Source organism: Brachybacterium sp. NBEC-018 (assembly GCF_024860185.1).
Taxonomy (GTDB): domain Bacteria; phylum Actinomycetota; class Actinomycetes; order Actinomycetales; family Dermabacteraceae; genus Brachybacterium; species Brachybacterium rhamnosum.
Genome location: NZ_CP100650.1, coordinates 885176 through 907140, shown reverse-complemented (window position 1 = coordinate 907140; position 21965 = coordinate 885176). Strand labels below are relative to the sequence as shown.

Sequence of the window (21965 nt, the reverse complement as noted above, 5' to 3'; positions counted from 1 at the left end):
TCGGGCGCATGAGCACCGCGCTGAAGCCCGCCGAATCCGTCCGCACCGCACCGATCGTCGCCGTCGGCCTGATCGGCGGTTATGTCACCGCACGCGAGACCGGGATCCGGCCGCTCGGCGGTGTGGTGCTCGGCGCCGCCGGCCTCTACGCGGGCCGCACCTGGCTGGCCCGCCGCGGCCCCGCGACCGCCGCCGTGCTCGGCGCCGCCTACGTGCTCGGCTTCGGCCTCTCGCACCCGCTCGCCAAGAAGATCGGCTCCTGGCCGGCCGTGCTCACCGTGACCGCCGCCGCCGCGGGCGCCTCCGCCGTGCTCTCCGACGCCGCCTACGGCGAGTGGGAGCCCACCGCCTCCTGACCGGAGCCGTGGCACCGGGCCGGGCACCGAGCCCGGGCTCGGGCCCGGCCGCATGAGCGCGGGGAGCGGCACGACATCTCATCCCCCGGGACATCCGCGATATGTCCTGTCCCTCGTGGGAATCGTTGACTAGGCTAAGTCTCCGGTCCCCACCCCCTCCCCTTCCCGTCCGGGACCCCCGCTCCTCCGCAAGGATGCAACGCCCCATGCTCGGCACCATGAGCCGTCTCTGGCAGACGGTCCGCCCGATCCGTTTCCGTCTCTACCTGGGGCTCCTCAGCGCCCTCACCGCCTCCCTCGTCGCCCTGGGCATCCCCCAGGTGCTCGAGGTCGTGGTGAACCGTCTCCACGTCGGCGCGGCCTCCGCGACCGTGTGGACCGGCGGCGCCGTGGTCCTCGCCCTCGGCCTCGTCGAGGCCGCCCTCATCTGGCTGCGGCGCGTGTTCGCCGTCGCCCCCTCGACCCTCGTCGAGAAGGAGATCCGCGTCCGCTTCTACGCGAAGACGCAGCACATGCCCGTCTCCTTCCACGACGGATGGGGCTCGGGCCAGCTGCTCTCGCGCATGATGAGCGACATCAACACGATCCGCCGCTGGATCGCGTTCGGCATGATCATGCTGGTCACGACGTCGGTGACGATCGTCGTCGGCATGGTGCTGCTGGTGCGCTCCTCGTGGCTGCTCGCGCTGATCTTCTTCCTCGCGGCGGTGCCGGTGACGGTGATCGCCTACCGCTTCCACCGCGAGTTCTCGGTGCTCTCGCGCCTCTCGCAGGACCAGAACGGCGACCTCGCCACGACCATCGAGCAGTCGGTGCAGGGCATCCGTGTGCTGAAGGCCTTCGGCCGCGGCCCGTCGGCCCTCGAGGGGTTCACCGAGCAGGCGGAGGAGCTGCGCCGCACCGAGGTGCGCAAGGCGACCGCCATGGCGCGCTTCGACATGTTCATGTTCATGCTGCCGGAGCTCGCGCTCGGCATCGCCCTGTTCGTGGGCCTGCACCTCGTGGCGGGCGGCTCGATCAGCGTGGGCCAGCTCGCGAGCTACTTCGCGACCGCGACCCTCGTCGTGGGCCCGGTGCGCATGCTCGGCATGCTGTTCGGCCAGATGGTCAACGCCTCCACCGCGCTGGACCGCCACTACGAGGTGATGGACGAGGAGAACACCATCACCACCCCGGAGAACCCGGTCGCCGTGGACACCTCGGCCGCGCGCGGTGCCGTCAGCTTCGAGGGCGTGCACTTCCGCTACGAGGACGCCCCCGGCCATGTGAAGGACGTGCTCGACGGCGTGGACCTCGAGATCCGCCCGGGCGAGACGATGGCGCTCGTGGGCGTCACCGGCTCGGGCAAGTCGACGCTGCTGCAGCTCGTGCCGCGCCTGTACGAGGTGACGGAGGGGCGCGTGCGGATCGACGGGGTCGACGTGCGCGACCTGACCCTCCCGGACCTGCGCACCCTCACCGCGGTCGCCTTCGAGGACGCGACGCTGTTCTCCGACTCGGTGCGGGACAACGTCCTGCTCGGCGCGGATCCGGCGCTCTCCGACGAGGCGGCCGAGGAGCTGCTGCACCTCGCCCTGCGCACGGCGGACGCCACCTACGCGTACGAGCTGCCGGACGGCGTGGACACGCGGATCGGCGAGGAGGGCATGAGCCTCTCCGGCGGCCAGCGCCAGCGCCTCGCCCTGGCCCGCGCGATCGCGGCCCGCCCGGCGGTGCTGCTGCTGGACGACCCGCTCTCCGCGCTCGACACACGCACCGAGGAGACGGTCACCGGCCGCCTCCGCGAGGTGCTCGAGGGCACGACCACCCTGATCGTCGCCCACCGCACCTCGACGGTCGCCCTCGCGGACAGGGTCGCCCTGCTCGACGGCGGCACCGTCGTCGCCGTGGGCACGCACACCGAGCTCATGGCCTCGAGCGCCCGCTACCGCTGGGTGATCGCGAACCAGGAGGAGGAGACGCGCCGCGACCAGGACATCGAGGCGCTCACCGGTGAGCTCGACCTCCGCGAGATCCAGCGCGCCCAGGAGGCGCAGGAGACCCGGGAGGCGGCCGACGGCCCACCCGGATCAGAGGGCACCAGCACGTCCGAGACCGAGCCGGAGGGCGCACGATGACCGCCACCGCGACCCGCGACCGCGCGGGAGACGACGAGCAGAAGGACCTCACCCCGGAGGAGGCGAAGGCCTCCCGCAAGCGCTCCCTCACCCTGCTGGGCGAGCTGATCTCCCCGGTGAAGGGGCAGTTCGCGGTCATGGCCGTCATGGTCGTCATCGCGCAGCTGGCCGTCGTCGCCGGCCCGGCGATCATCGCCTGGGGCATCGACCACGGCATCCCCGCGCTCGCGGCCGGGAACTCGGTGCCCGCGATCCAGGCGGCCGCCCTCCACATCGCCTGCGCGATCGTGGGCGGCGTGCTCACCTACGGCTACGTCAAGCAGTCCGTCGTCGTGGGCCAGCGGATGCTGCTCGCGCTGCGCCGGAAGGTCTTCCGCTTCACGCAGCGCCAGGACCTCGAGTTCCACGAGCGCTACACCTCCGGCCGGATCGTCTCCCGCCAGACGAGCGACATGGAGGCGCTGCGCGAGCTGCTCGACTCCGGCGTGAACATCATGGTGGGCTCGTTCCTCTCGATGGTGTTCACGATCGTGCTGATCGTGGCGATGGACTGGGTGACCGGCGTGGTCATGCTGCTCATGCTCATCCCCTGCCTGCTCCTCACCCTGTGGTTCCAGCGCCGCTCCTCCGTCGAGTACCGCGCGATCCGCACCCACTCGGCGCGGCTGATCGTGCACTTCGTCGAGGCGATGGCCGGGATCCGCGCGGTGAAGGCCTTCCGCAAGGAGGATCGCAACCAGGAGCGCTTCGACACGCTCGCGATGGACTACCGCAACGCGTCGCTGCGCTCGATCCAGGTGTTCGGCATCTACCAGCCCTCGCTGCGCGTGCTCGCGAACGTCACCATCGCGGCGGTGCTCGTGGTGGGCGGCTTCCGGGTGCTCTCCGGCGACCTGCAGGTGGGCGTGCTCGTCGCGCTCGTGCTGTACTCCCGGCGCTTCTTCCAGCCGGTCGACGAGATCGCGAACTTCTACAACGCGTTCCAGTCCGCCGTGGCGGCGCTCGAGAAGATCGCGAACCTCCTCGCGGAGCAGCCGCACGTCAAAGAGTCCGACGCGCCGACGCCCCTGCCGCAGTCCTCCGGGAAGATCGACTTCGACGACGTCGCCTTCCGCTACACGCCGCAGGGCCCGCTCGTGCTGCGGCCGATGGACCTGCACATCCCCGCAGGGCAGACGGTCGCGCTCGTGGGGCAGACGGGCGCCGGGAAGTCCACGGTCGCGAAGCTCATCTCGCGCTTCTACGACGCGACCGAGGGCAGCGTGAAGCTCGACGGCGTGGACCTGCGGGACATCTCCATGAAGGACCTCACCCGCAACATCGTCATGGTCACCCAGGAGGCGTACCTGTTCTCCGGCACCGTCGCGGACAACATCGCGCTCGGCAAGCCCGGGGCGAGCCGCGAGGAGATCGAGGCGGCGGCGAAGGCCATCGGCGCGGACTCCTTCATCGAGCAGCTGCCCTACGGCTACGACACCGACGTGAACAAGCGCGGCGGCCGCGTCTCCGCCGGGCAGCGGCAGCTGATCTCCTTCGCCCGCGCGTTCCTCGCGGACCCGCGCGTGCTGATCCTCGACGAGGCGACGAGCTCGCTCGACATCCCGAGCGAGCGGATGGTGCAGGAGGGGCTCACGAAGCTGCTCGGGCACCGCACCTCGCTGATCATCGCGCACCGCCTGACGACGGTGATGATCGCGGACCGGGTGCTCGTGGTGCACGGCGGCGAGGTCGTCGAGGACGGCTCCCCGCAGGAGCTCGTCGCGGCGGGCGGCCGCTTCGCCGCACTGCACCAGGCGTGGCAGGACTCGCTCTGACCGCAGCCCGCTGACCAGCACGTACGCGCCTCACCGCCCTCCCGGACGGTGAGGCGCGTCGCATCGGGCGGAAACGGGCATCCACGACGGATCCGACGTGTAGATTCCTGCTGCCCGACGGACCTCACGGTCCCCACGGCTCCAGCCGTACCCTCACCACGTCGTCGCCCGGCGCAGCCGCCGGCCGTCCTCCTGGAGTCCTCTGTGATCACTGCCCTCTCCGGCCGCGCCCGGATCCTGATCCTCGCGCTCCTCGCCGCCGCGACCCTCGCCGCGCCGATGGCCATCGCCCCCGCGGCGGACGCCGCAACCGTGAAGCCGCTCGACATCGTCTCCGTGTACTACGACCCGCCGGGCTCCGACAAGTCCACGAACGCCGGGTACACCAAGGAGTACATCGTCCTGAAGAACACGGGACGCACCACGCTCACGCTCACCGGCTACACCGTGCGCGACAACGGCCCGCAGAAGTTCACCTTCCCCAAGGGCTTCAAGCTCGGCGCCGGGAAGTCCGTGACGATCAGGTCCGGCAAGGGGAAGAACTCCTCCTCCACGCTGTACTGGAACACGTCCTCGTACATCTGGAACAACACCGGGGACACCGCCCGCACCTTTACCTCCAAGGGCAAGCTCCTGGAGTCCTGCAAGTACCGCGGCGGCAGCCACAAGGCGACGAAGACGTACGTCCGCACGTCCTCCACGACCGCCTACTGCTGACCCCCGGCCTCGCTCAGCCCGACGGGCCGGTGTCCCTCCTCGAGACGGACGCCGGCCCGTCGGCCGTCGCGCACCCTGCTCCCGGACTGCTCCCGGCATGCCGCGATATTCTGGACACGCACCCGCGTCTCCTCTCCCCCGGCGCCATGCAGCCTCGGCCGGGGATGCGCGCCGCACGCCGCCGAGCCCAGGAGACCGCCGCATGACCACCCTCGCCCTCGTCGTCGGACTGCTCGCGGTGACGGTGGTGTGCGTGGCCCTCGGTGAACGGTGGCGGCTGCCGTACCCGATCCTCATGCTCCTCGCGAGCAGCGCGATCGCCTCGATCCCGGGCCTGCCACACCTGCAGATCGACGCCCACCTGATCCTCCCGCTGCTGCTGCCTCCGCTGCTGTTCGCGACCGCGCAGAAGACGGACTGGTCCGTGTTCATCTCCCGCTGGCGCACCCTGCTCGCCCTTGCCGTGGGCCTCACCGCGGTGACCGCCGCGCTCGTCGCCGGCACCGTGTCCCTGCTCGTCCCCGGGATCGCCCTGCCGCTCGCCGTCATGCTCGGCGCGATGGTCGCCCCGCCGGACCCGGTCGCCGTGGAGGCCGTCGCCGGGCCCGCGAAGATGCCCCGCCGCCTGCTGTCGATGCTGCAGACGGAGGGCCTGTTCAACGACGCCGTCGCGATCGTGCTGTTCACCGCCGCGCTCTCCGCCCTGGACAGCGGCGCCTCGCTGGGCGTCGGGCTGGTCGTCGACTTCCTCGTGGGCGCCGTCATCGCCGTGGGCATCGGCTTCGCCCTCGGCTTCGGCTACCGCTTCGCCTCCCGCATGGTCACGACCACCGCGGCCCGCACCGCCATGAGCGTCGTCGTCCCCTTCGCCGCGTACATCGCCGCGGAGGAGCTGCACGCCTCCGGCGTCATCGCGGTCGTCGTCACGGCCCTGGAGACCAAGCGCCGCGCCCGCGCGGAGGACTCCGAGGCCCGCATCTCCCGCGCGACCTTCTGGGACGTGGCGAACCTGCTCGTCACCGGCATCGCCTTCGGGCTCATGGGCATGCAGCTGCGGGACGTCGTCGCGGAGGAGGGCATGGGGGTCTTCGACTACGTGCCGATCGCGGCGGCCGTCTGCGCCGTGGTCATCGTCGTCCGCGCGATCGGCATGCTGCTGATCCGCCCCGTGGCCCGCAAGGACGGCGGCGACGACCTCTCCTGGAAGGACTCCGTCGTCCTCACCTGGTGCGGCATGCGCGGCCTCGCGACCCTCGCCCTGGCCCTCGCGATCCCCAGCACCGAGGCGGTGGGCGACCACCGCAACCTCGTCGTCATCGTCGCGAGCGCGGTGCTGCTCGTGACGCTCGTGCCGACGGGCCTCGGCGTCGGCCCCCTGCTGAAGGCGCTCAAGCTGCAGGACGACGGCACCGTCACCATGGGCGAGATCCGCGAGCTGACGATGCGCGCCCAGGGCGCCGCGCTCGAGGCGATCCGCGAGCGCTTCGAGAACACCGAGGAGATCACCCCGGACCAGCTCGCCGCGATCAAGCAGCGCTTCCAGGGCCTGCGCAAGGAGCTCGACACCTCCACCCAGGCCGTCGTCGCGATGAACCCCGACGGCACGCCCGTGGACCCCGAGCTGCACCAGCAGATGATCGCCAAGCGCAAGAAGCTGCGCCGCGGCCGCGAGCTCATGGTCGCCGCGCAGACGGTCGGCCTGGACGCCGCCCGCGCCGAGGTCCTCCAGGCCCGCTCCGAGCCGGGCGTGGACCCCGAGGCGGCGGACACCGTGCTGCGCCAGCTGGACCTGCAGATGCTCGCGGCCCCGCCGCAGCTGCGCGGCAAGCACTGAGCCCCACCTGAGGGACCTCCCGGCGAGGAGGTCCATGATGGGGCCATGACGACCCTCGGCGACTTCTCCGCGACCACCCTCGACGGTTCCCCCACCGACCTCTCCGCGCACCGCGGCAAGGTGGTGCTCGTGGTGAACACCGCCAGCCAGTGCGGCCTCACCCCGCAGTACGAAGGGCTGCAGGCGCTGCACGAGGCCTACGCCGAGCAGGGCCTCGCGGTGCTCGGCTTCCCCTGCGACCAGTTCGGCCACCAGGAGCCCGGCACGGAGTCGGAGATCGCGACGTTCTGCTCCACCAGCTACGGCGTCACCTTCCCGATGCACGCGAAGATCGAGGTCAACGGCGAGGGCGCCGATCCACTGTACCGGTGGCTGACGGGCGCGCACGAGACCCCGGCCGGCGAGCACATCGAGGCCGGCGACATCCCCTGGAACTTCACGAAGTTCTTGCTGGACCGCGAGGGCCGCGTCATCGCCCGCTTCGAGCCGACGGTCACCCCGGAGGAGCTCGCCGCGCCGATCCGGGAGGCGCTCGCCGCCCAGGCCTGAGACCTGCGTCATACCCCCGGTCGCCCGCACGGCGGCCGGGGCGGACGACGCGCTGGTCCGCCGCCCGCGCGGCGTACTGTCCTAGGGCAGACAGCACCATCTCGACCGGAAGGACCAGCTCATGGCGACACCTCGCGTCAGCGTGCAGGAGGCGTGGGACGACCTCGCCGCAGGCAACGAGCGCTTCATGGGCGGCGAGGTGAGACACCCCGACCAGGACGCCGCGCGCCGCAGCGAGCTCACCGAGTTCCAGGCGCCGAACGCCGCGTTCCTGGGCTGCTCCGACTCGCGCGTCGCCGCGGAAATCCTCTTCGACTGCGGCCTCGGCGAGCTGTTCGTGGTGCGGAACATCGGCCAGATCGCCAACGAGAACACCGTCGCGACGATGGAGTTCGCCGTCTCGAGCCTCGGCGTCGCGGTGATCGTCGTGCTCGCCCACGGCTCGTGCGGCGCGGTGAAGGCCGCGATCGACCTCACCACCGCGCACCCCTCGGAGACCACCCCGGCGATCCGCCGCGAGCTCGAGCTGATCCAGCCGGCCGTCCAGCAGGAGTGGCTCGCCACCCAGCAGCTCAGCCCGTACGTGGACCCGTCGCGGATCGACGCGGACGCCGTGGGCCGCCGCCACCTCGACGAGACGATCCACCTGCTCATGCGCTCCTCGCGCGTGATCAGCGACGCCGTCGCGCGCGGCGAGCTCGGCATCGTGGGCTGCCAGTACCAGCTCGAGGAGGGCCGCGTCGCCCCGATCACGGCGGTCGGCAAGCTCGACATCGGCGCCTGAGGCCCGGCCGGGCTCGACCCGGCCACCACTGTCCGATTGCGCGCCCCAGTTCCACGAACGGAACCACAGCGCGCAAACGGACACCCAGATCCCCGCAGGTGCCTCCCCGGCCCGGCCACCCCTGTCCGATTGCGCGCGCCAGTTCCACAAACGGAACCACAGCGCGCAAACGGACACTCACCCTCCCCCGCACGTGCCTCCCCGGCCCGGACACCCCTGTCCGATTGCGCGCCCCAGTTCCACGAACGGAAGCCCAGCGCGCAAACGGACATGCGGGAGAGGGTGGGCGAGCGGCCGGGCGGCGGAGCCCGGCAGGCAGCGGGCGGCGGATACCCGGCGGGCGGCCGACGGCCCCTCTCAGGAGGGCACGGTCGGGTCCGCGCCCTCCGGGGCGGGGGCGGACCCGTGCTCGCGGAGCTCCTCGGCGCGGGTCGCCGCCCAGCTCGCGAGCAGGCTCATCCGCTCCGCGGCCTCGGTCGCCGGCTCCGCCGTGTAGGCGATGAGCATGCAGCCCGGATCCGCGGAGAGCTCCATCTGCTCGAAGCGCACCGTCAGCTCCCCCACCACGGGGTGCACGAAGCGCTTGGTGCCGGCGCTGTGGGCGTGGACGTCGTGCGCGCCCCACAGCCGTCGGAAGTCCTCGGAGCAGGTGGAGAGCTCCCCGATCAGCTCCTGCAGCACCGGGTCGTGCGGGTCCTTGCCCGCCTCGACGCGCAGGGCGCCCACGCCCATCCGGGCGAACGCCTCCCAGTCCGGGTAGAAGTCGCGGGAGGCGGGGTCGAGGAACTGGAAGCGCACGAGGTTCGGGGCCTGGGCGCCCTCGGGCAGGGCGAGCAGCCCCGCCTCCCCGATCACGGGCAGGTAGAAGGCGCGGCCCAGCTGGTTCGCGGCGATCATCCGGTGGTACGGGTCGCGGACGAACACGGCGGAGCCGGTCATCCCGTCGAGCATCCACTGCAGCGCGGGCCGGGAGCCGGCGAGCGCCGCGGGGCGGGGCCGGCGGCGGGTCGCGGTGGCGGCGCCGTCGGCCGCGCGGGCGAGGTCCTGCAGGTGGCGACGCTCCACCTCGTCCAGCTGGAGCGCGCGGGAGAGCGCGTCGAGCACGGAGGCGGAGGCGCCGGCGATCTGGCCGCGCTCGAGCTTCGCGTAGTACTCGACGCTGAGTCCGGCGAGCACGGCGACCTCGCTGCGGCGCAGCCCGGGCACGCGCCGGGCGCCGATGCTCGGCAGCCCCGCCTGCTCGGGCGTGACCTTCGCACGGCGGGTCATGAGGAACTCGCGGACCTCGGCTCGGTTGTCCATGCACGCCAGGGTAGGTCGCCGTGCGTGCCCGGGCGGCACCCCTGAGGTGCCCTGCCGGTACACCCCTCCGCCGGGGCTCCCCGTGCCGGCGCGCACGGCCTGGGATGGGACCTGTTCCTCCCCGCCTTCCCCAGGAGATCCCGTGAGCGTCGACTCCCCGCCCGTCCCGCAGCGCGCCGCCGTCCCCGGCCGCACCGCCCTCCCGCCCGTCACCTGGCTGCTCGCCGCGGGCACCTTCCTCATGGGTACCACCGAGTTCATCGTCGCCGGGCTGCTGCCGCAGGTCGCCTCCTCCCTCGGCACGGCCCTGCCGGGCGCGGGCCTCGCGATCACGGCCTTCGCGGTCGGCATGATCGTGGGCGCGCCGACCATGCCGCTGCTGACCCTCCGCCTCCCGCACCGCACGACGCTCGCCGCGGCGCTGCTCGTCTTCGCCGCCGGCCACGTGCTCGGCGCGGTCACCGGCTCGCTCGGCGTGCTGCTCGCCTCCCGGGCGCTGACGGGTCTCGCGACCGGCACCTTCTGGGCCGTCGCGTGCGTCGCGGCGGTCGCGGCGGCGGGCCCGGCGGCGGCCTCCCGGGTGCTCGGCATCGTGCTGGGCGGCGGCATGCTCGCGAACGTGCTGGGGGTGCCGCTCGGCACGATCGCCGGGCAGGCCGTCGGCTGGCGGGGCACCTTCGTGGGTCTCGCGGTGCTCGCGGCGGTGCTCACCGCCGCGGTGCTGCGCGGCCTCCCGCGGGCGGTCGCCGGCTCCGCCGCGCGGCCGTCGCTGCGGGGGGAGCTCGCGTCGCTCCGCTCCGTGCGGCTCTGGCTCGTGCTGCTCACCTGCGCGTTCATCACGGCCGGGGTGCTCTCCACCTACAGCTACGTCGCGCCGCTCGTGACCGACGCCGCGGGGCTGTCGGCCTCGCTCGTGCCGGGCCTGCTGCTCGTCTTCGGCGTCGCCTCCCTCGCGGGGAACGTGCTCGGCGGGCGGCTCGGCGATGCCCGGCCGCTCACGACGGTGGGCGGGGTGCTCGTGGCGACGGCCGTCGTCGCCGTGCTGCTCGCGGCGCTGTCCTCCCGGCCCGTCGCGGTGCCGGTGCTGTTCGCGCTGCTGGGGCTCGTGGGCCTCTCCGCGAACCCGGTGCTGGTGGGGCTCGCGAACGCGATCGGCGGCGGCTCGACCCTCGCGACCGCGATGCCCACGGCGATCTTCAACCTGGGCACCGCGATCGGCACGGCCCTCGCCGGTGCCGCCTTCGCGGGCGGCGCCGGTGTGCAGGGGCCGCTGCTCGTGGGGGCGGTCGCGGCGCTGCTCGCGCCGGTGCCCTTCGCGGCGCTCGCGCTCCGGGGCCGCCGCCGGTCTCAGCCGCGGTCGAGGTCCAGCACGGGCACGTCGAGCGGGGTGAAGCCCAGCACCTGCCCGTAGAAGGAGAGCGCGGCCTCGGTGGCGCGGATGATCGTCGCCGCCTGCCGGAAGCCGTGCTGCTCCCCCTCGAACAGCAGGTAGGCGTGCGGGATGCCCTTCGCGGCGAGCGCGTCGCGGAACATCTCGGACTGGCTGGGCGGCACGATCCTGTCCTCGTCGCCCTGCAGCAGGAGCACGGGGCACTCGAGCTCGTCGACGTGGCTGAGCGGCGCCCGCTCGACGTAGAGGTCCTTCCGCTCCGGGTAGGGGCCGACGAGCCCGTCGATGTACCGGGACTCGAAGTCATGGGTGTCGGAGCGGAAGGACTCGAGCTCCGCGACGCCGAAGCTCGAGACGCCGGCGGCGAAGGTGTCGGTGCGGGTGAGGCACGCGAGGGTGGTCCAGCCGCCCGCGCTGCCGCCCTCGATCGCGAGCCGCGCACCGTCGGCGATCCCGGCGCTGACCAGGTGCTCCATGACGGCGACGGTGTCCTTCACGTCGACCACGCCCCACTGGCCCTGCAGCCGGTCGCGGTAGGCGCGGCCGTGGCCGGTGGAGCCGCCGTAGTTGACCTCGACGACGCCGAGGCCGCGGGAGGTGTAGTAGGCGACGGGCAGGCTCAGCACGGGCGGCACGTGCGAGGTGGGGCCGCCGTGGACGCGCGCGATGAACGGGGGCAGCTCGCCGTCCTTCCCGGCGAAGCCCTCCTGCCGCGGCCGGTAGACGATCGCGTGGACCACGCCGCCGCCGTCGAGCGGCACCTCGATGCTCTCCCCGGCGGGGAGGGCGGCGGGGTCCGGGGCGTCCTGCCGGGAGGAGCGCAGCACCTGCAGCGAGGACAGCGCCGGGGCAGGGTCGAGGGTGAGGCGCGCGGTGTGCAGGGCGGGGAACGCGGTGGGCGAGGCGCCGCCGATCACGAGCAGGCCGTCCTCCCCCACGGCGATCGAGGAGATCAGGGTGAGCGGCTGGTCGAGGTCGGTGACGGCGCCGGTGCTCACGGTGAGCACGCCGAGGGCGTCGGCGTCGCGGCCGTGCTGGACGAGCACCCGGTCCGCGTCGAGCACGTGCATCCAGGTGGTGCCGAGCATCCACAGGGAGCCGGCGAACTCGCGCTCGGCGTGCGGGGACCCGCCCGGCAGCACGGGGCGGGCGCCGTCCTCGGCGCTCCACCGCTGCGGTGTCCACCAGCCGGAGGCGTCGGAGAGGTAGAGCAGGGTGTCCTCGTCGAGCCACTCGGGCTGCAGCACGGAGACGTCCGTCGCGCCGGCGATGATCTCGCCGGTGCCGGCCTGGCCGTCGATCAGCGGCGCGACGTGCAGGAGCGTGCCGTCCCACGGCATCTGCGGGTGCTCCCAGCTGATCCAGGCGAGGCGTGTGCCGTCGGGGCTGAGCGCGGGGGCGGCGACGAAGCGGGAGGCGGGGGTGACGCGGCGGATCGCGGACGGGTCCTCCGCGGCGGAGCCGTCGAGCGGCACGGCGGCGATGTACCGCTCGACGTGCGGGGCGCCGTCGGCGCCGGTGCGGGGCCCGTCGGCGCCGCCGGTGTGGTCCTCGCAGATCCACCACACCTCGCGGGTGCCGTCCTCGAGCGTGACGGGCGTGGGGCACGCCCAGCGCAGCGAGGGTCCGTGGGCGGAGGGGACCTCGGGGCCGACGGGGGTCAGCGGGTGCGGCTCGTGCCCCGGGACCAGGGAGTGCACGCGCTGGGAGTCGAAGTCGACGAAGAGCACGAGCGGCGGCTCGTGGGAGTCGTGGTCGTCGGCGTCGCCGTGGTCGCCGAACCCGGCGGGCACCGCGGTCCAGGCGGAGCCGCCGTACTCGTGCACGCGGGAGCGGGCGTTGTACGGGGCGGGCAGCACGACCTCGGGGTCGGCGGCCGACGGGTCCGTCGACGGGCCCGCGACGCGGACGATCGCGATGCGGCCGCCCTCGGTGGCGATCCCCTCGGTCCACCAGATCTCGTCGCCGACGAGCTGGGCGCCGCCCAGGCGGGTGCCGCCGGAGGCCATCTGCTCGGCGGTGATCGGGGAGGGCCAGGTGCCGAAGGGGAGCGTCGTCGTCATGAGGGCCAGCGTATGACGCGGCGCACACCCGTCGGGACACGGCCGGCGGCGTCGCTCGCGAGCGTCCCCGCTCACCGCCCCCGCGGGCGCACGAGCGGGAAGAGGATGGTCTCGCGGATCGGCAGGCCGGTGAGGTTCATGACGAGCCGGTCGATGCCCATGCCCATCCCGCCGGTGGGCGGCATGCCCAGCTCGAGGGCGCGCAGGAAGTCCTCGTCCACGGCCATCGCCTCGGGGTCCCCGGCGGCGGCGAGCAGCGACTGGGCGACGAGGCGCCGGCGCTGGTCCACGGGGTCGATCAGCTCGGAGTAGGCGGTGCCCTGCTCGGAGCCCTGGATGACGAGGTCCCACTTCTCGGCGAGCCGCGGGTCGTCCCGATGCGGGCGGGCGAGCGGGGCGTTCTCGCGGGGGAAGTCGCAGTAGAAGACGGGCGTGGTCGTCGTGTGCTCGCACAGCGCCGAGTAGAGCTCCTCGAGCACGGGGCCGGCGGCCAGGCGCGGGTCGAGCTCGAGACCGATCGCGCGGGCGTGGGCGTGGAGCGTCGCAGCCGGCGTCGAGGCGTCCACCTCCTCGCCGAGGGCGCGGGAGACGGCGGTCGCGAGGGGGATCACGGGCCAGTCACCGGAGAGGTCGAACTCCTCGAGCCGGCCGTCCTTCGTGGTGCGCAGGCCGATCTGGCGGCCGTGCACGGCCTCGGCGGCGTCCTGGATGATCCGCTGGGTGAGGCGGCGCATGCCGTGCTGGTCGCTGTACGCCTCGTACACCTCGAGGGAGGTGAACTCGGGGTTGTGGGTGGCGTCGGCGCCCTCGTTGCGGAACTGCCGGCCGATCTCGAAGACCTGCTCCATCCCGCCCACGAGCAGCCGCTTGAGGTGCAGCTCGGTCGCGATGCGGAGGTACAGGTCGAGGTCGTAGGCGTTGATGTGGGTCTCGAAGGGGCGGGCGGAGGCGCCGCCGTGGACGGTCTGCAGCACGGGCGTCTCGACCTCGGTGAAGCCGAGCTCGTGGAGGGTGTCTCGCACGCTGCGCACGACGGTCGCGCGGCGGTGGGCGGTGGTGCGGGCGTCGGGCCGCACCACGAGGTCCACGGCCCGGTCGCGCACGCGCGCCTCGGGGTCGGCGAGGCCGTGGTGCTTGTCCGGCAGCGGGCGCAGCGCCTTCGAGGTGAGGGTGAGGGTGCGCGCCTCGACGGTGACCTCGCCGGTGCGGGAGGTGATGACCTCGCCGCGCACGGCGATCTGGTCGCCGAGGTCGAGGCGCCGCCACAGCGCCCATGCCTCGGGGGTGGCCGCGTCACCCAGGAGGACCTGCAGGTCGCCGCTGCCGTCGCGGAGGGTCGCGAAGCCGATGCGGCCGTGCTCGCGGCGGCGCAGGATCCGCCCGGCGACGGCGACCTCGGTGCCGCTGCGGGCGTCCGGTCCGAGGCTCGCCGCGTCGGCGCGCGCCTCGGCGAGGGTCGCGGTGCGCTCGGCTCCCACGGGGTAGGGGTCGATGCCGTCGGCGCGGAGGGCCTCGAGCTTCGCGAGGCGCACCCGCACCTGCTCGGGCACGCGGCGCCCGGCGAGCGCAGCCTCGAGCGGGTCCTCCTCGGGCGGCAGCAGGGCCCGGACGGCGGCGGCGCGCTCCTCGCCGCCGCTCGTGAGCGCCTCCTCGGGGGTCCGACGGCGGCCCGCGCCGGGCAGGGCGAGGGGGCGCAGGAAGCCCTCCGCGGTGCCGGCGGCGACGCCCACCCGGGGGAGGTCGGAGGCGAACTCGAAGCACAGGTAGCGGGGCTCCCACGCGGGCCGGTACTTCGCGTTCGCGCGGTAGAGGGACTCGAGCTGCCAGCTGCGGCTCGCGACGAGCAGACCGCGCCGCCAGAGCCGGGCGAGGGGCCCGGCGCCGATCTCCGCGCCGCGCTCGAAGGCCTCGCGGAACATGGCGAAGTTCAGCGACAGCCGGCCCACGCCGTGCCCGGGCGCCTGCTCCGCCATGGCGGTGACCAGCAGCTCCATGAGGCCGTTGGGCGCGGTGGGGTCGCGGCGCATGAGGTCGAGGGAGGCGCCGGTGCGGCCCCAGGGCACGAAGGAGAGCACGCCGCGCAGGGTGCCGTCGGCGTCGCGCGCCTCGACGAGCAGGCAGTCGCCGTCGAGCAGGTCGCCGAGGCGGCCGAGCGCCATGGAGAAGCCGCGCTCCTCGCCGCCGTCGCCGCGCCAGCGGGCGGCGCCGTCCTCGATCGCGGTGAACTCCTCGGGGGTGAGGTCCGCGTGGCGGCGCACGGCCGTGGTGTAGCCGCGCTCGCGGAGGCGGTGCACGGCCTGCCGCACGCCGCGCATGGCGGGGCCGGAGAGGCTGAAGTCCCGCAGGTCCAGGACGGCCTCGTCGCCGATGTCGTAGACGACGAGCCCGGCCTCGGCATAGGCGCGCCCGCCCGCCTCGCCGGCACCCATGACGGCGAGGGAGAGCCCCTGGTCGCGGGCGTGGGCGCGCCAGGCCTCGATCGCCTGCGGCCACCGCTCGGGGTCCCCGACGGGGTTGCCGCTCGCGAGGCTCACGCTGCCCACGGTGCGGTGGGAGATCCCGGCCCTCGCCTGCGACGGGTCCTCCGTGTCCCAGACGATCGCCTTGTCGCGGCGGGTCGCGAAGTAGCCGAGCGAGTCGTGCTCGCCGTGGGCGGCGAGCAGGGTGCGCACGCGCGCCTCGTCGGCCGCGGGCAGCTCCTGCGCGGCGCGCGGGGGACGGAACAGCAGCAGGGCGGAGGCGAGGACGACGACGGCGCCCACGAGGTTGACGACCCCGTGCACCCACCAGGGGGCGTGCACCGCCTGCACGGCCTCGAAGCGGCCGACGTCGGCGAGCATGCGGGAGAGCACGAAGCCGAGGGCCGAGCCGTAGGAGTCGGCGCGGCCGGCGTGCTGGACGAGCCAGGCCCCGCCGCCGAGCAGGGCGGCGCCGCCCAGGAGGAACAGCGCGGCGGCGGCGCGGAGGCTGCCGGGGACGCGGCGGGCGGTGAACTGCCGGCGCGAGCGCAGCAGCAGCACGATGACGAGCAGACCGAGCAGGAGCCCGATCTCGGGGAGCACGTGGCGGCCGCGGCCGAGCATCGGCCCCGTCGCCTCGGTGAGCTCGAGCAGGCGGCCCAGCTGCGGGATCGCGACCCACCAGATCAGGATCAGCCACCAGGCGGCGCGGAGGCGCCGGCGCAGGGCGACCGCGAGCACCACGAGCAGGGCGGTGTAGATGAGGCTGGGGACGACGGGGATCGCGAGCGCGGAGACCGGGTCGTCCGGCCGGTCGAAGAAGCGGTGCCACGGCGGGACGATCGTGACCAGCAGGTTGAAGACGGCGGCGAGCAGCATGACGCTCGCGAAGCGGTCCGGCCAGCGGTCGTCGAGCGCGTGCCAGGGGCTGCGGCGGATGGCGCCGGTCCGCCCGGCGGTGGGGTCGACGCTGGTCATGCGGGGTCCTTCCGGTCGGGGCCGACGGGGGCGGGGTCGGGCTCGATCTCGCCGTGCCGGGCGAGGGCCACGGCCCCGGCGCTCGCGGCGAGGCATCCGAGGATCGCCGCCCACTCCCAGCCCGGGCGGGGCCGGTCGCCCAGCGCGATCACGCCCACGAGGGCGGGCATGAGCGTCTCGCCCACGACGAGCGGGGCGGTGGCCCGTGTGACGGAGCCGCGCTGGAGGGCGGTGGAGTAGGTGAGCAGGGCGAGCGCCCCGGCGAGGACGAGCGCGTAGCTGCTCGGGTCCGTGAGCAGGGTGAGCAGGTAGCGGCCGGGCGGCTGGCCGGCGGGGCCGGGCAGCACGCGGCTCGCGATCGCGGTGACGCCGAAGGCGAGACCGGCGACGGCCCCGAGACCGGCGGCGCCGCGATGCCCGGGCGCGCGGCCGACGACCATCGCCGCGGGGACGAGCAGCAGGGCGCCCCCGAGCACGGCCCAGTCCCCGGCGGGAGGGAGGGCGACGGCGTGGTCCGGGGCGGCGGAGGCTCCGACGAGCACGAGCCCGCCGACGACCACGGCGATCCCCGCGCGGTCCCGCCCGCCGAGCGGCATGCGCAGCAGCACGGCCGCGAGCACCGCGGTCACGGCGAGGAAGCTCGCGACGACGGACTGCACGACGAACAGCGGCAGGCTGCGCACGGCGAGCAGGGAGAGCAGGAAGCCGGCGCCGTCCGCGGCGACGCCGATCAGGTAGCGACCGGAGCGCAGGAGCCGGGCGAGCAGCCGCGGGTCGAGGCCCGTGGAGGCGGTGGTGCGGCGGGCGGCGTCGGCTTGGAGGACGGAGCCGATCCCGTAGCAGAGGGCGGCGCCGCCGGCGGAGCACAGTCCCAGGAGCACAGGTCAACGATAGGCATCCCCCTGGGAACCTCCAGGGAGGGCGGCGCACAATCGGTGGCGTCGGAGGATCGCGGTCGGATCAGGAGGTGGGCGCGTGCTGCAGGACGATGCGCTGCGCGGCGCCCGGGTGCCGGGCACCGGCGTCCTCGCCCGCCGCCGGTCGGCCGCCCGCGCCGCGCTGACCTCGCGCCGCACCCTGCACCTCGCCACCGGGGCGGTCGCGGCGGTGCTCTACTCCAACTTCCTCATCGACCTGCTGGTCCCGGGCCCGCACGAATGGGCGCAGCAGGTGAGCGTGCTCGAGGTCCCCGGGCACCGCAGCGCCCTGCTGCTGCGCACCACGGACGTGCTCGCGGCGCTGCTCGTGCTCTCGCAGCTGCCCGCGGTGCGCGCGGCGCTGCCCGTCTCGCGGTGGCGGCGGCTCGTCGTGGGCGGGGCGGCGGCCTTCGCCGTGGGCGGGATCCTCGCCGCGATCGTGACCCTGCCCGCGTATCCGCTGGCCGGGACGGACGGACTGCTCACGGCCTCGGGCACGCTCGAGCCGGAGGCGCTGCGGCGCGCGGCCCACAACGGGACGAGCATCCTCTCGGTGGGCGGCATGGTCGTGAGCGCGGGGGCGGCGTGGATGCTGCTGCGCCGCCGCCCGCGCGAGCGTCCCCGCTGGCTGGGCCCGGTGGTCGCGGTCGTCGCGGCGGGCTGCGCGGTCGAGCTCGGCGCGGATCTCGTGGTGGCCCTGCGACCGCAGTGGCAGCTGCTCGACGGCCTCTCGCAGCGGGCCCAGATGCTCACGCTGAGCGCGTGGGTGGTGGGGCTCGGCGCGATCGCGGCTCGCCCACCACGGGCCGTCGAGTCCTGAGACCGGCGGGGCCGACGGCGCCGGGCCGGGCGGCGTCCTCCGACGGCGGCGCTCAGCGGGCGCCGCTGCCCAGTGGGCGCCGCGGATCAGATGTCGATGCTGCCGCGCAGGTCCACGCGGGCGGTGCCGCCCACCCAGAGGGTGCCGTCGGCATCGACGTCGAGGTGCACGAGACCGTCGCGGCGCAGGGCCGTGCCCTGGCGGGCGGTCCACGGCGGGGTCAGCGCGCCGCGCTCGAGCATCCACTGGGCGATGCCGGCGTTGAGGCTGCCCGTGACCGGGTCCTCGTAGCCGGCGGTGCCGGACTCCGGATCCGCCGCGACGAAGCCGCGCACCTCGTAGGCGGGGCCGCCCGCGCCGGCCGTGCCGTCGGCGGCGCCGGTCGTGTCCGTCCCGTCGGCCCCGTCGGCCCCGTCGCCCTCAGTCGACCCGACCACGCCGAGCGCGCCGATCTTGCGGCCGGGGATCGCGGCGAGATCCGGGGCGAGGGCGAGCACCTCCGCGGCGGAGCCCAGCTCGAGCACGCACCAGCCGGCGCCGTTGTCCACCCAGGCGTGATCGCGCACGGCGCCCGGGTCGATGCCGAGGGCCGCGGCGGCGGCCCCCACGTGCTCCGCGTCGAGCGGGCCGCTGCGGCGCAGGGGCGGCGCGGCGAAGGCGAGGGTGCCCGCGGCCTCGTCGCGGCGCACCTCCACGAGGCCCGCCCCGCACTCCTGCACGATCCGCTCCCCCGCCGGGACGCCGCCCGCGGCGAGCCATGCGGCGGCCGTGCCGAGGGTGGGGTGGCCGGCGAAGTCGAGCTCCGAGGAGGGGGTCAGGATCCGCACGCGGTAGTCGGCGCCCTCCTGCGTGGGCGGGAGCACGAAGGTGGTCTCGGAGAGGTTCGTCCAGGAGGCGAAGGCGCGCATCGTGGCCTCGTCGAGGCCGTCGGCGTCGAGCACCACGGCGAGCGGGTTCCCGCGGAACGGGGACGCCCCGAACACGTCGACCTGGGCGAAGGGGCGGGAGGTGGAACGTGCGCGCATGGACACATCCTGTCAGGCCGCGCGGGCGTCGCAGCCTCTCCAGGGGGCAGACTGGCCCCATGCCGGATCCCCAGGACCCCCGTGTCGCCGTATACCTCGACTTCGACAACATCGTCATGTCCTGGTACGACCGCGTCCACGGACGTCACGCCTTCAGCCGAGACCGCCAGCGCATCGCCGCCGATCCCACCGAGCCGGAGATCGCCGACCGCCTGGCGCGCGCCACCGTGGACGTCGGCGCGATCATCGACCACGCCACCTCGTTCGGCTCCCTCATGCTGACCCGCGCCTACGCGGACTGGTCCGCCCCCATCAACGCCGACTACCGCGCCCAGCTGGTCGCGCGCGCCGTGGACCTCGTGCAGCTGTTCCCCGCCGCGGCCTACGCGAAGAACGGGGCCGACATCCGCCTCGCCGTGGACGCCGTCGAGGACATGTTCCGCATCCCCGCCCTCACCCACGTCGTGATCGTGGGCGGCGACTCCGACTACGTGCCGCTCGCGCAGCGCTGCCGCCGCCTGGGCCGCTACGTCGTGGGCCTCGGCGTCGCCGGCTCGACCGCGAAGTCCCTCGCCGCCGCGTGCGACCAGTTCGACTCCTACGAGACCCTGCCCGGCGTGGAGCTGCCCGCCGGGGAGGAGCCCCGCCGCGGCCGCAAGAGCCAGGCGAGCACGGAGACCTCCTCCGACGCTGCCGGCACCGCCGCGACCACCGGCAGCGGGACCGGGTCCGCGTCGGCCGCCACGGCGGAGTCGGCCCCGGCGAGCGCCGCCGCTCCGACCCACGTCGACACCGCCGAGTCGGAGGACTCCCCGGGGCCGACGGCCGCCGAGACCGCCGCCGCGGAGTCCGCCGCCGCGAGCCGCCTGCTCGCGCGCGCCCTGCAGCAGGGCGAGCGGGACGACGCCGAGTGGATGCACCTGTCGATGGTGAAGACGTTCATGCGCCGCATGGACCCCTCGTTCAGCGAGAAGGCCCTCGGCTACCGCTCGTTCTCCGAGTTCCTCCTGGACCACGAGGAGATCGCGGAGATGGAGGAGTCCGGGCACGAGCGCCTCGTGCGCCCCCGCGAGCAGGAGAAGGAGCAGCCCGGGTCCGGGCGCTCCGGCCGCCGCTCGAAGAAGAGCTGACCCGCCTCACGCACGCATGAGCTGAGCCCGCCCCCGGACGTGGGGGCGGGCTCAGTCGTTCCGCGCCGGCCCGGCGTCAGCCGGGTGGGAGGATCAGCGACCGGCCTCGTCGAGCGCCTGGTCCTCGGCGGCGATCGCCTCCGTGCCGAAGTCCTCCGGCTCCGACTCGGGGATGTCCGTGCCGTGCAGGGAGGCGCCGGCCGTCTCCTTGACGAAGAACAGCGCGACCATGCCGACGACGCAGCCGAGCATGACGTAGACGGCGGGGAACTCGAGGAACCCCGACTTCCCGACCACCCACTCGTTCAGCGGCGCCGCCGTCCCCCCGAACAGCGAGGTGAAGACGTTGTAGGTGACCGCGAAGCCCGCGAAGCGCACCTGCGCGGGGAACATCGCCGGGAAGGTCGCGGAGATCGTGGACAGCTGCGGGATGTACAGCAGGCCCAGCACCGCGAAGCCGAGGATCGCCCATCCGAACCCCTGGCCCATGAGGAAGTACATGGGCAGCGCCGCGACGAAGAGACCGATCATCGACGTCCACCAGAGCTTCTTCCGACCGATCCGGTCGGAGAGTCCGCCGCAGAACGGGATCAGCGCCATCATCGCGAGCTCGCCCACGAGGATCACGATGAGCGATTGGTTCGCGCTCATCTCGATCTTCGTCTCGAGGTAGCCGGGCATGTAGGTCAGCAGCGTGTAGTTCGCGATGTTCAGCGGGATCACGAGGCCGGCCATGGTGAGGATCGGCTTCCAGTAGTCGACGATGAGATCTCGCAGACCACGGGTCGCCGACTCCTGGCTCTCCCCGGCCTCGTCCAGCTCCTGGAACACCGGGGTCTCGTCGAGCTGGGTCCGCAGGTACAGACCGATCGCGCCCAGCGGCAGCGCGAAGAAGAACGGGACGCGCCAGCCCCAGGACTCCATCGCCGCCTCGGGCAGGATCAGCTGCAGGGCGAGCACGACGACGGTCCCGAGGGCGAAGCCGCCCAGGGTGCCGAACTCGAGGAAGCTGCCGTACTGGCCTCGACGCTTGTCCGGTGCGTACTCCGCCATGAACGTCGCGGCGCCGCCGTACTCACCGCCCGTGGAGAAGCCCTGCACGACGCGCAGCAGCGCGAGCAGGATCGGCGCGAGGACACCCACCGTCTCGTAGGTGGGGAGCACGCCGATGAGGAAGGTCGCGAGCGACATCAGCACGATCGTCAGCGCGAGCACGTGCTTGCGCCCCAGGCGGTCCCCCAGCGGCCCCCAGACGAACCCGCCGAAGGGGCGGGCCAGGAAGGAGATCGCGAGGAACGCGTAGGTCCAGAAGAGCCCGGACGAGTCCTCGGGGAAGAAGTGGGAGGCGATGTAGGTGGAGACCACGGCGTAGGCGCCGTAGTCGTACCACTCCGTCGCATTGCCGAGCGCCGAGGCGGCGACGGCCTTGCGGATCGTCTTTCGGTCGGGGAGCTCCTCGAAGGGGATGGGTCCCGTGGTGGTGGGCGGCTGGTGCTCGGGCCTGCCCTGATCTGCGGATGACGTGCTCACGTTTCTCCGATCATCGTGGCGCGGGGCGGTTCCTCGCACGCGACGGGGCTCCGACCCTAGGCCCCTGTCCGCGAATCTGACCAGGTGTCACAGCATGTCGAGGCTGTACGCACGTCACCTCGTGCGCGACCGCGCCCCGGCGCCCGGCGCGTCGGCCCGCCTCCGCGCCTCACGATCCGG

16 protein-coding genes are annotated in these 21965 nt (G+C 73.9%); 10 read left to right on the top strand and 6 right to left on the bottom strand.

The window, feature by feature from the left end; translation table 11 throughout:
- Nucleotides 1-8 precede the first annotated feature (8 nt).
- The 7 genes from NLU66_RS04120 (at nt 9) to NLU66_RS04090 (ending at nt 8171) form a co-directional block, all read left to right on the top strand.
- Nucleotides 9-356, top strand: coding sequence for a hypothetical protein (locus NLU66_RS04120; protein WP_259361674.1), 348 nt, complete (start codon nt 9-11; stop codon nt 354-356).
- A gap of 206 nt (nt 357-562) precedes the next feature.
- Nucleotides 563-2473, top strand: coding sequence for an ABC transporter ATP-binding protein (locus tag NLU66_RS04115; RefSeq protein ID WP_259361673.1), 1911 nt, complete (start codon nt 563-565; stop codon nt 2471-2473).
- Complete coding sequence (locus tag NLU66_RS04110; RefSeq protein ID WP_259361672.1) at nt 2470-4287, top strand: ABC transporter ATP-binding protein; 1818 nt, start codon at nt 2470-2472, stop codon at nt 4285-4287. Before NLU66_RS04115 ends, NLU66_RS04110 begins: the two co-directional genes overlap by 4 nt.
- A 204-nt stretch (nt 4288-4491) precedes the next feature.
- A complete protein-coding gene (locus NLU66_RS04105; protein ID WP_259361671.1) occupies nt 4492-5004 on the top strand; it encodes a lamin tail domain-containing protein in 513 nt (170 codons plus the stop codon).
- 202 nt (nt 5005-5206) lie between these two features.
- Nucleotides 5207-6838: a cation:proton antiporter gene (locus NLU66_RS04100; protein WP_259361670.1), complete on the top strand. Its 1632-nt coding sequence runs from the start codon at nt 5207-5209 to the stop codon at nt 6836-6838.
- Between the two features lie 45 nt (nt 6839-6883).
- Nucleotides 6884-7387 (top strand): glutathione peroxidase, encoded by a 504-nt coding sequence (locus tag NLU66_RS04095; RefSeq protein WP_259361669.1) that lies wholly within the window; start codon nt 6884-6886, stop codon nt 7385-7387.
- A 121-nt stretch (nt 7388-7508) separates the two neighbouring features.
- The gene (locus NLU66_RS04090) at nt 7509-8171 is read left to right on the top strand and encodes a carbonic anhydrase (RefSeq protein ID WP_259361668.1); all 663 of its coding nucleotides are present in this window, start codon (nt 7509-7511) and stop codon (nt 8169-8171) included.
- A gap of 357 nt (nt 8172-8528) precedes the next feature.
- Here NLU66_RS04090 and NLU66_RS04085 read toward each other — a convergent pair whose 3' ends face one another.
- Nucleotides 8529-9473, bottom strand: a complete 945-nt coding sequence (locus NLU66_RS04085) for a helix-turn-helix transcriptional regulator (RefSeq protein ID WP_259361667.1) — start codon at nt 9471-9473, stop codon at nt 8529-8531.
- Nucleotides 9474-9615: 142 nt separating this feature from the next.
- On the opposite strand from NLU66_RS04085, the gene NLU66_RS04080 reads away from it, so the two are divergent.
- Entirely contained in the window at nt 9616-10884 is a 1269-nt protein-coding gene (locus NLU66_RS04080; RefSeq protein WP_259361666.1) for an MFS transporter, read from the top strand.
- Here the strand turns inward: NLU66_RS04080 and NLU66_RS04075 are convergent.
- From NLU66_RS04075 to NLU66_RS04065, 3 genes are all read right to left on the bottom strand, one after another.
- Nucleotides 10821-12926, bottom strand: coding sequence for a prolyl oligopeptidase family serine peptidase (locus NLU66_RS04075; protein WP_259361665.1), 2106 nt, complete (start codon nt 12924-12926; stop codon nt 10821-10823). The genes NLU66_RS04080 and NLU66_RS04075 overlap by 64 nt on opposite strands.
- 71 nt (nt 12927-12997) lie before the next feature.
- Nucleotides 12998-16363: a bifunctional lysylphosphatidylglycerol synthetase/lysine--tRNA ligase LysX gene (gene lysX / locus NLU66_RS04070; protein ID WP_259361664.1), complete on the bottom strand. Its 3366-nt coding sequence runs from the start codon at nt 16361-16363 to the stop codon at nt 12998-13000.
- The gene (locus NLU66_RS04065) at nt 16360-17244 is read right to left on the bottom strand and encodes a hypothetical protein (RefSeq protein ID WP_259361663.1); all 885 of its coding nucleotides are present in this window, start codon (nt 17242-17244) and stop codon (nt 16360-16362) included. Before NLU66_RS04065 ends, lysX begins: the two co-directional genes overlap by 4 nt.
- Nucleotides 17245-17338: 94 nt before the next feature.
- Between NLU66_RS04065 and NLU66_RS04060 the strand changes: the two genes are divergently transcribed.
- Entirely contained in the window at nt 17339-18100 is a 762-nt protein-coding gene (locus NLU66_RS04060) for a DUF998 domain-containing protein (protein ID WP_259361662.1), read from the top strand.
- Between the two features lie 86 nt (nt 18101-18186).
- Here NLU66_RS04060 and NLU66_RS04055 read toward each other — a convergent pair whose 3' ends face one another.
- Entirely contained in the window at nt 18187-19125 is a 939-nt protein-coding gene (locus NLU66_RS04055) for a PhzF family phenazine biosynthesis protein (protein ID WP_259361661.1), read from the bottom strand.
- Nucleotides 19126-19184: 59 nt separating this feature from the next.
- Between NLU66_RS04055 and NLU66_RS04050 the strand changes: the two genes are divergently transcribed.
- Nucleotides 19185-20255 carry an NYN domain-containing protein gene (locus NLU66_RS04050; protein ID WP_259361660.1) on the top strand — a complete coding sequence of 357 codons (1071 nt, stop codon included), beginning with the start codon at nt 19185-19187 and terminating at the stop codon, nt 20253-20255.
- A 93-nt stretch (nt 20256-20348) separates the two neighbouring features.
- Here the strand turns inward: NLU66_RS04050 and NLU66_RS04045 are convergent, their stop codons facing one another.
- Nucleotides 20349-21785 carry an MFS transporter gene (locus NLU66_RS04045; protein WP_416232180.1) on the bottom strand — a complete coding sequence of 479 codons (1437 nt, stop codon included), beginning with the start codon at nt 21783-21785 and terminating at the stop codon, nt 20349-20351.
- Between the last annotated feature and the right edge of the window lie 180 nt (nt 21786-21965).

Excerpts from the sequence above, each read along its gene's own strand:
- NLU66_RS04120 (WP_259361674.1), top strand. The coding sequence starts at position 9 with ATGAGCACCGCGCTGAAGCCCGCCGAATCCGTCCGCACCGCACCGATC.
- NLU66_RS04115 (WP_259361673.1), top strand. The coding sequence starts at position 563 with ATGCTCGGCACCATGAGCCGTCTCTGGCAGACGGTCCGCCCGATCCGT.
- NLU66_RS04110 (WP_259361672.1), top strand. The coding sequence starts at position 2,470 with ATGACCGCCACCGCGACCCGCGACCGCGCGGGAGACGACGAGCAGAAG.
- NLU66_RS04100 (WP_259361670.1), top strand. The coding sequence starts at position 5,207 with ATGACCACCCTCGCCCTCGTCGTCGGACTGCTCGCGGTGACGGTGGTG.
- NLU66_RS04095 (WP_259361669.1), top strand. The coding sequence starts at position 6,884 with ATGACGACCCTCGGCGACTTCTCCGCGACCACCCTCGACGGTTCCCCC.
- NLU66_RS04090 (WP_259361668.1), top strand. The coding sequence starts at position 7,509 with ATGGCGACACCTCGCGTCAGCGTGCAGGAGGCGTGGGACGACCTCGCC.
- NLU66_RS04085 (WP_259361667.1), bottom strand. The coding sequence starts at position 9,473 with ATGGACAACCGAGCCGAGGTCCGCGAGTTCCTCATGACCCGCCGTGCG.
- NLU66_RS04075 (WP_259361665.1), bottom strand. The coding sequence starts at position 12,926 with ATGACGACGACGCTCCCCTTCGGCACCTGGCCCTCCCCGATCACCGCC.
- lysX (WP_259361664.1), bottom strand. The coding sequence starts at position 16,363 with ATGACCAGCGTCGACCCCACCGCCGGGCGGACCGGCGCCATCCGCCGC.
- NLU66_RS04055 (WP_259361661.1), bottom strand. The coding sequence starts at position 19,125 with ATGCGCGCACGTTCCACCTCCCGCCCCTTCGCCCAGGTCGACGTGTTC.
- NLU66_RS04050 (WP_259361660.1), top strand. The coding sequence starts at position 19,185 with ATGCCGGATCCCCAGGACCCCCGTGTCGCCGTATACCTCGACTTCGAC.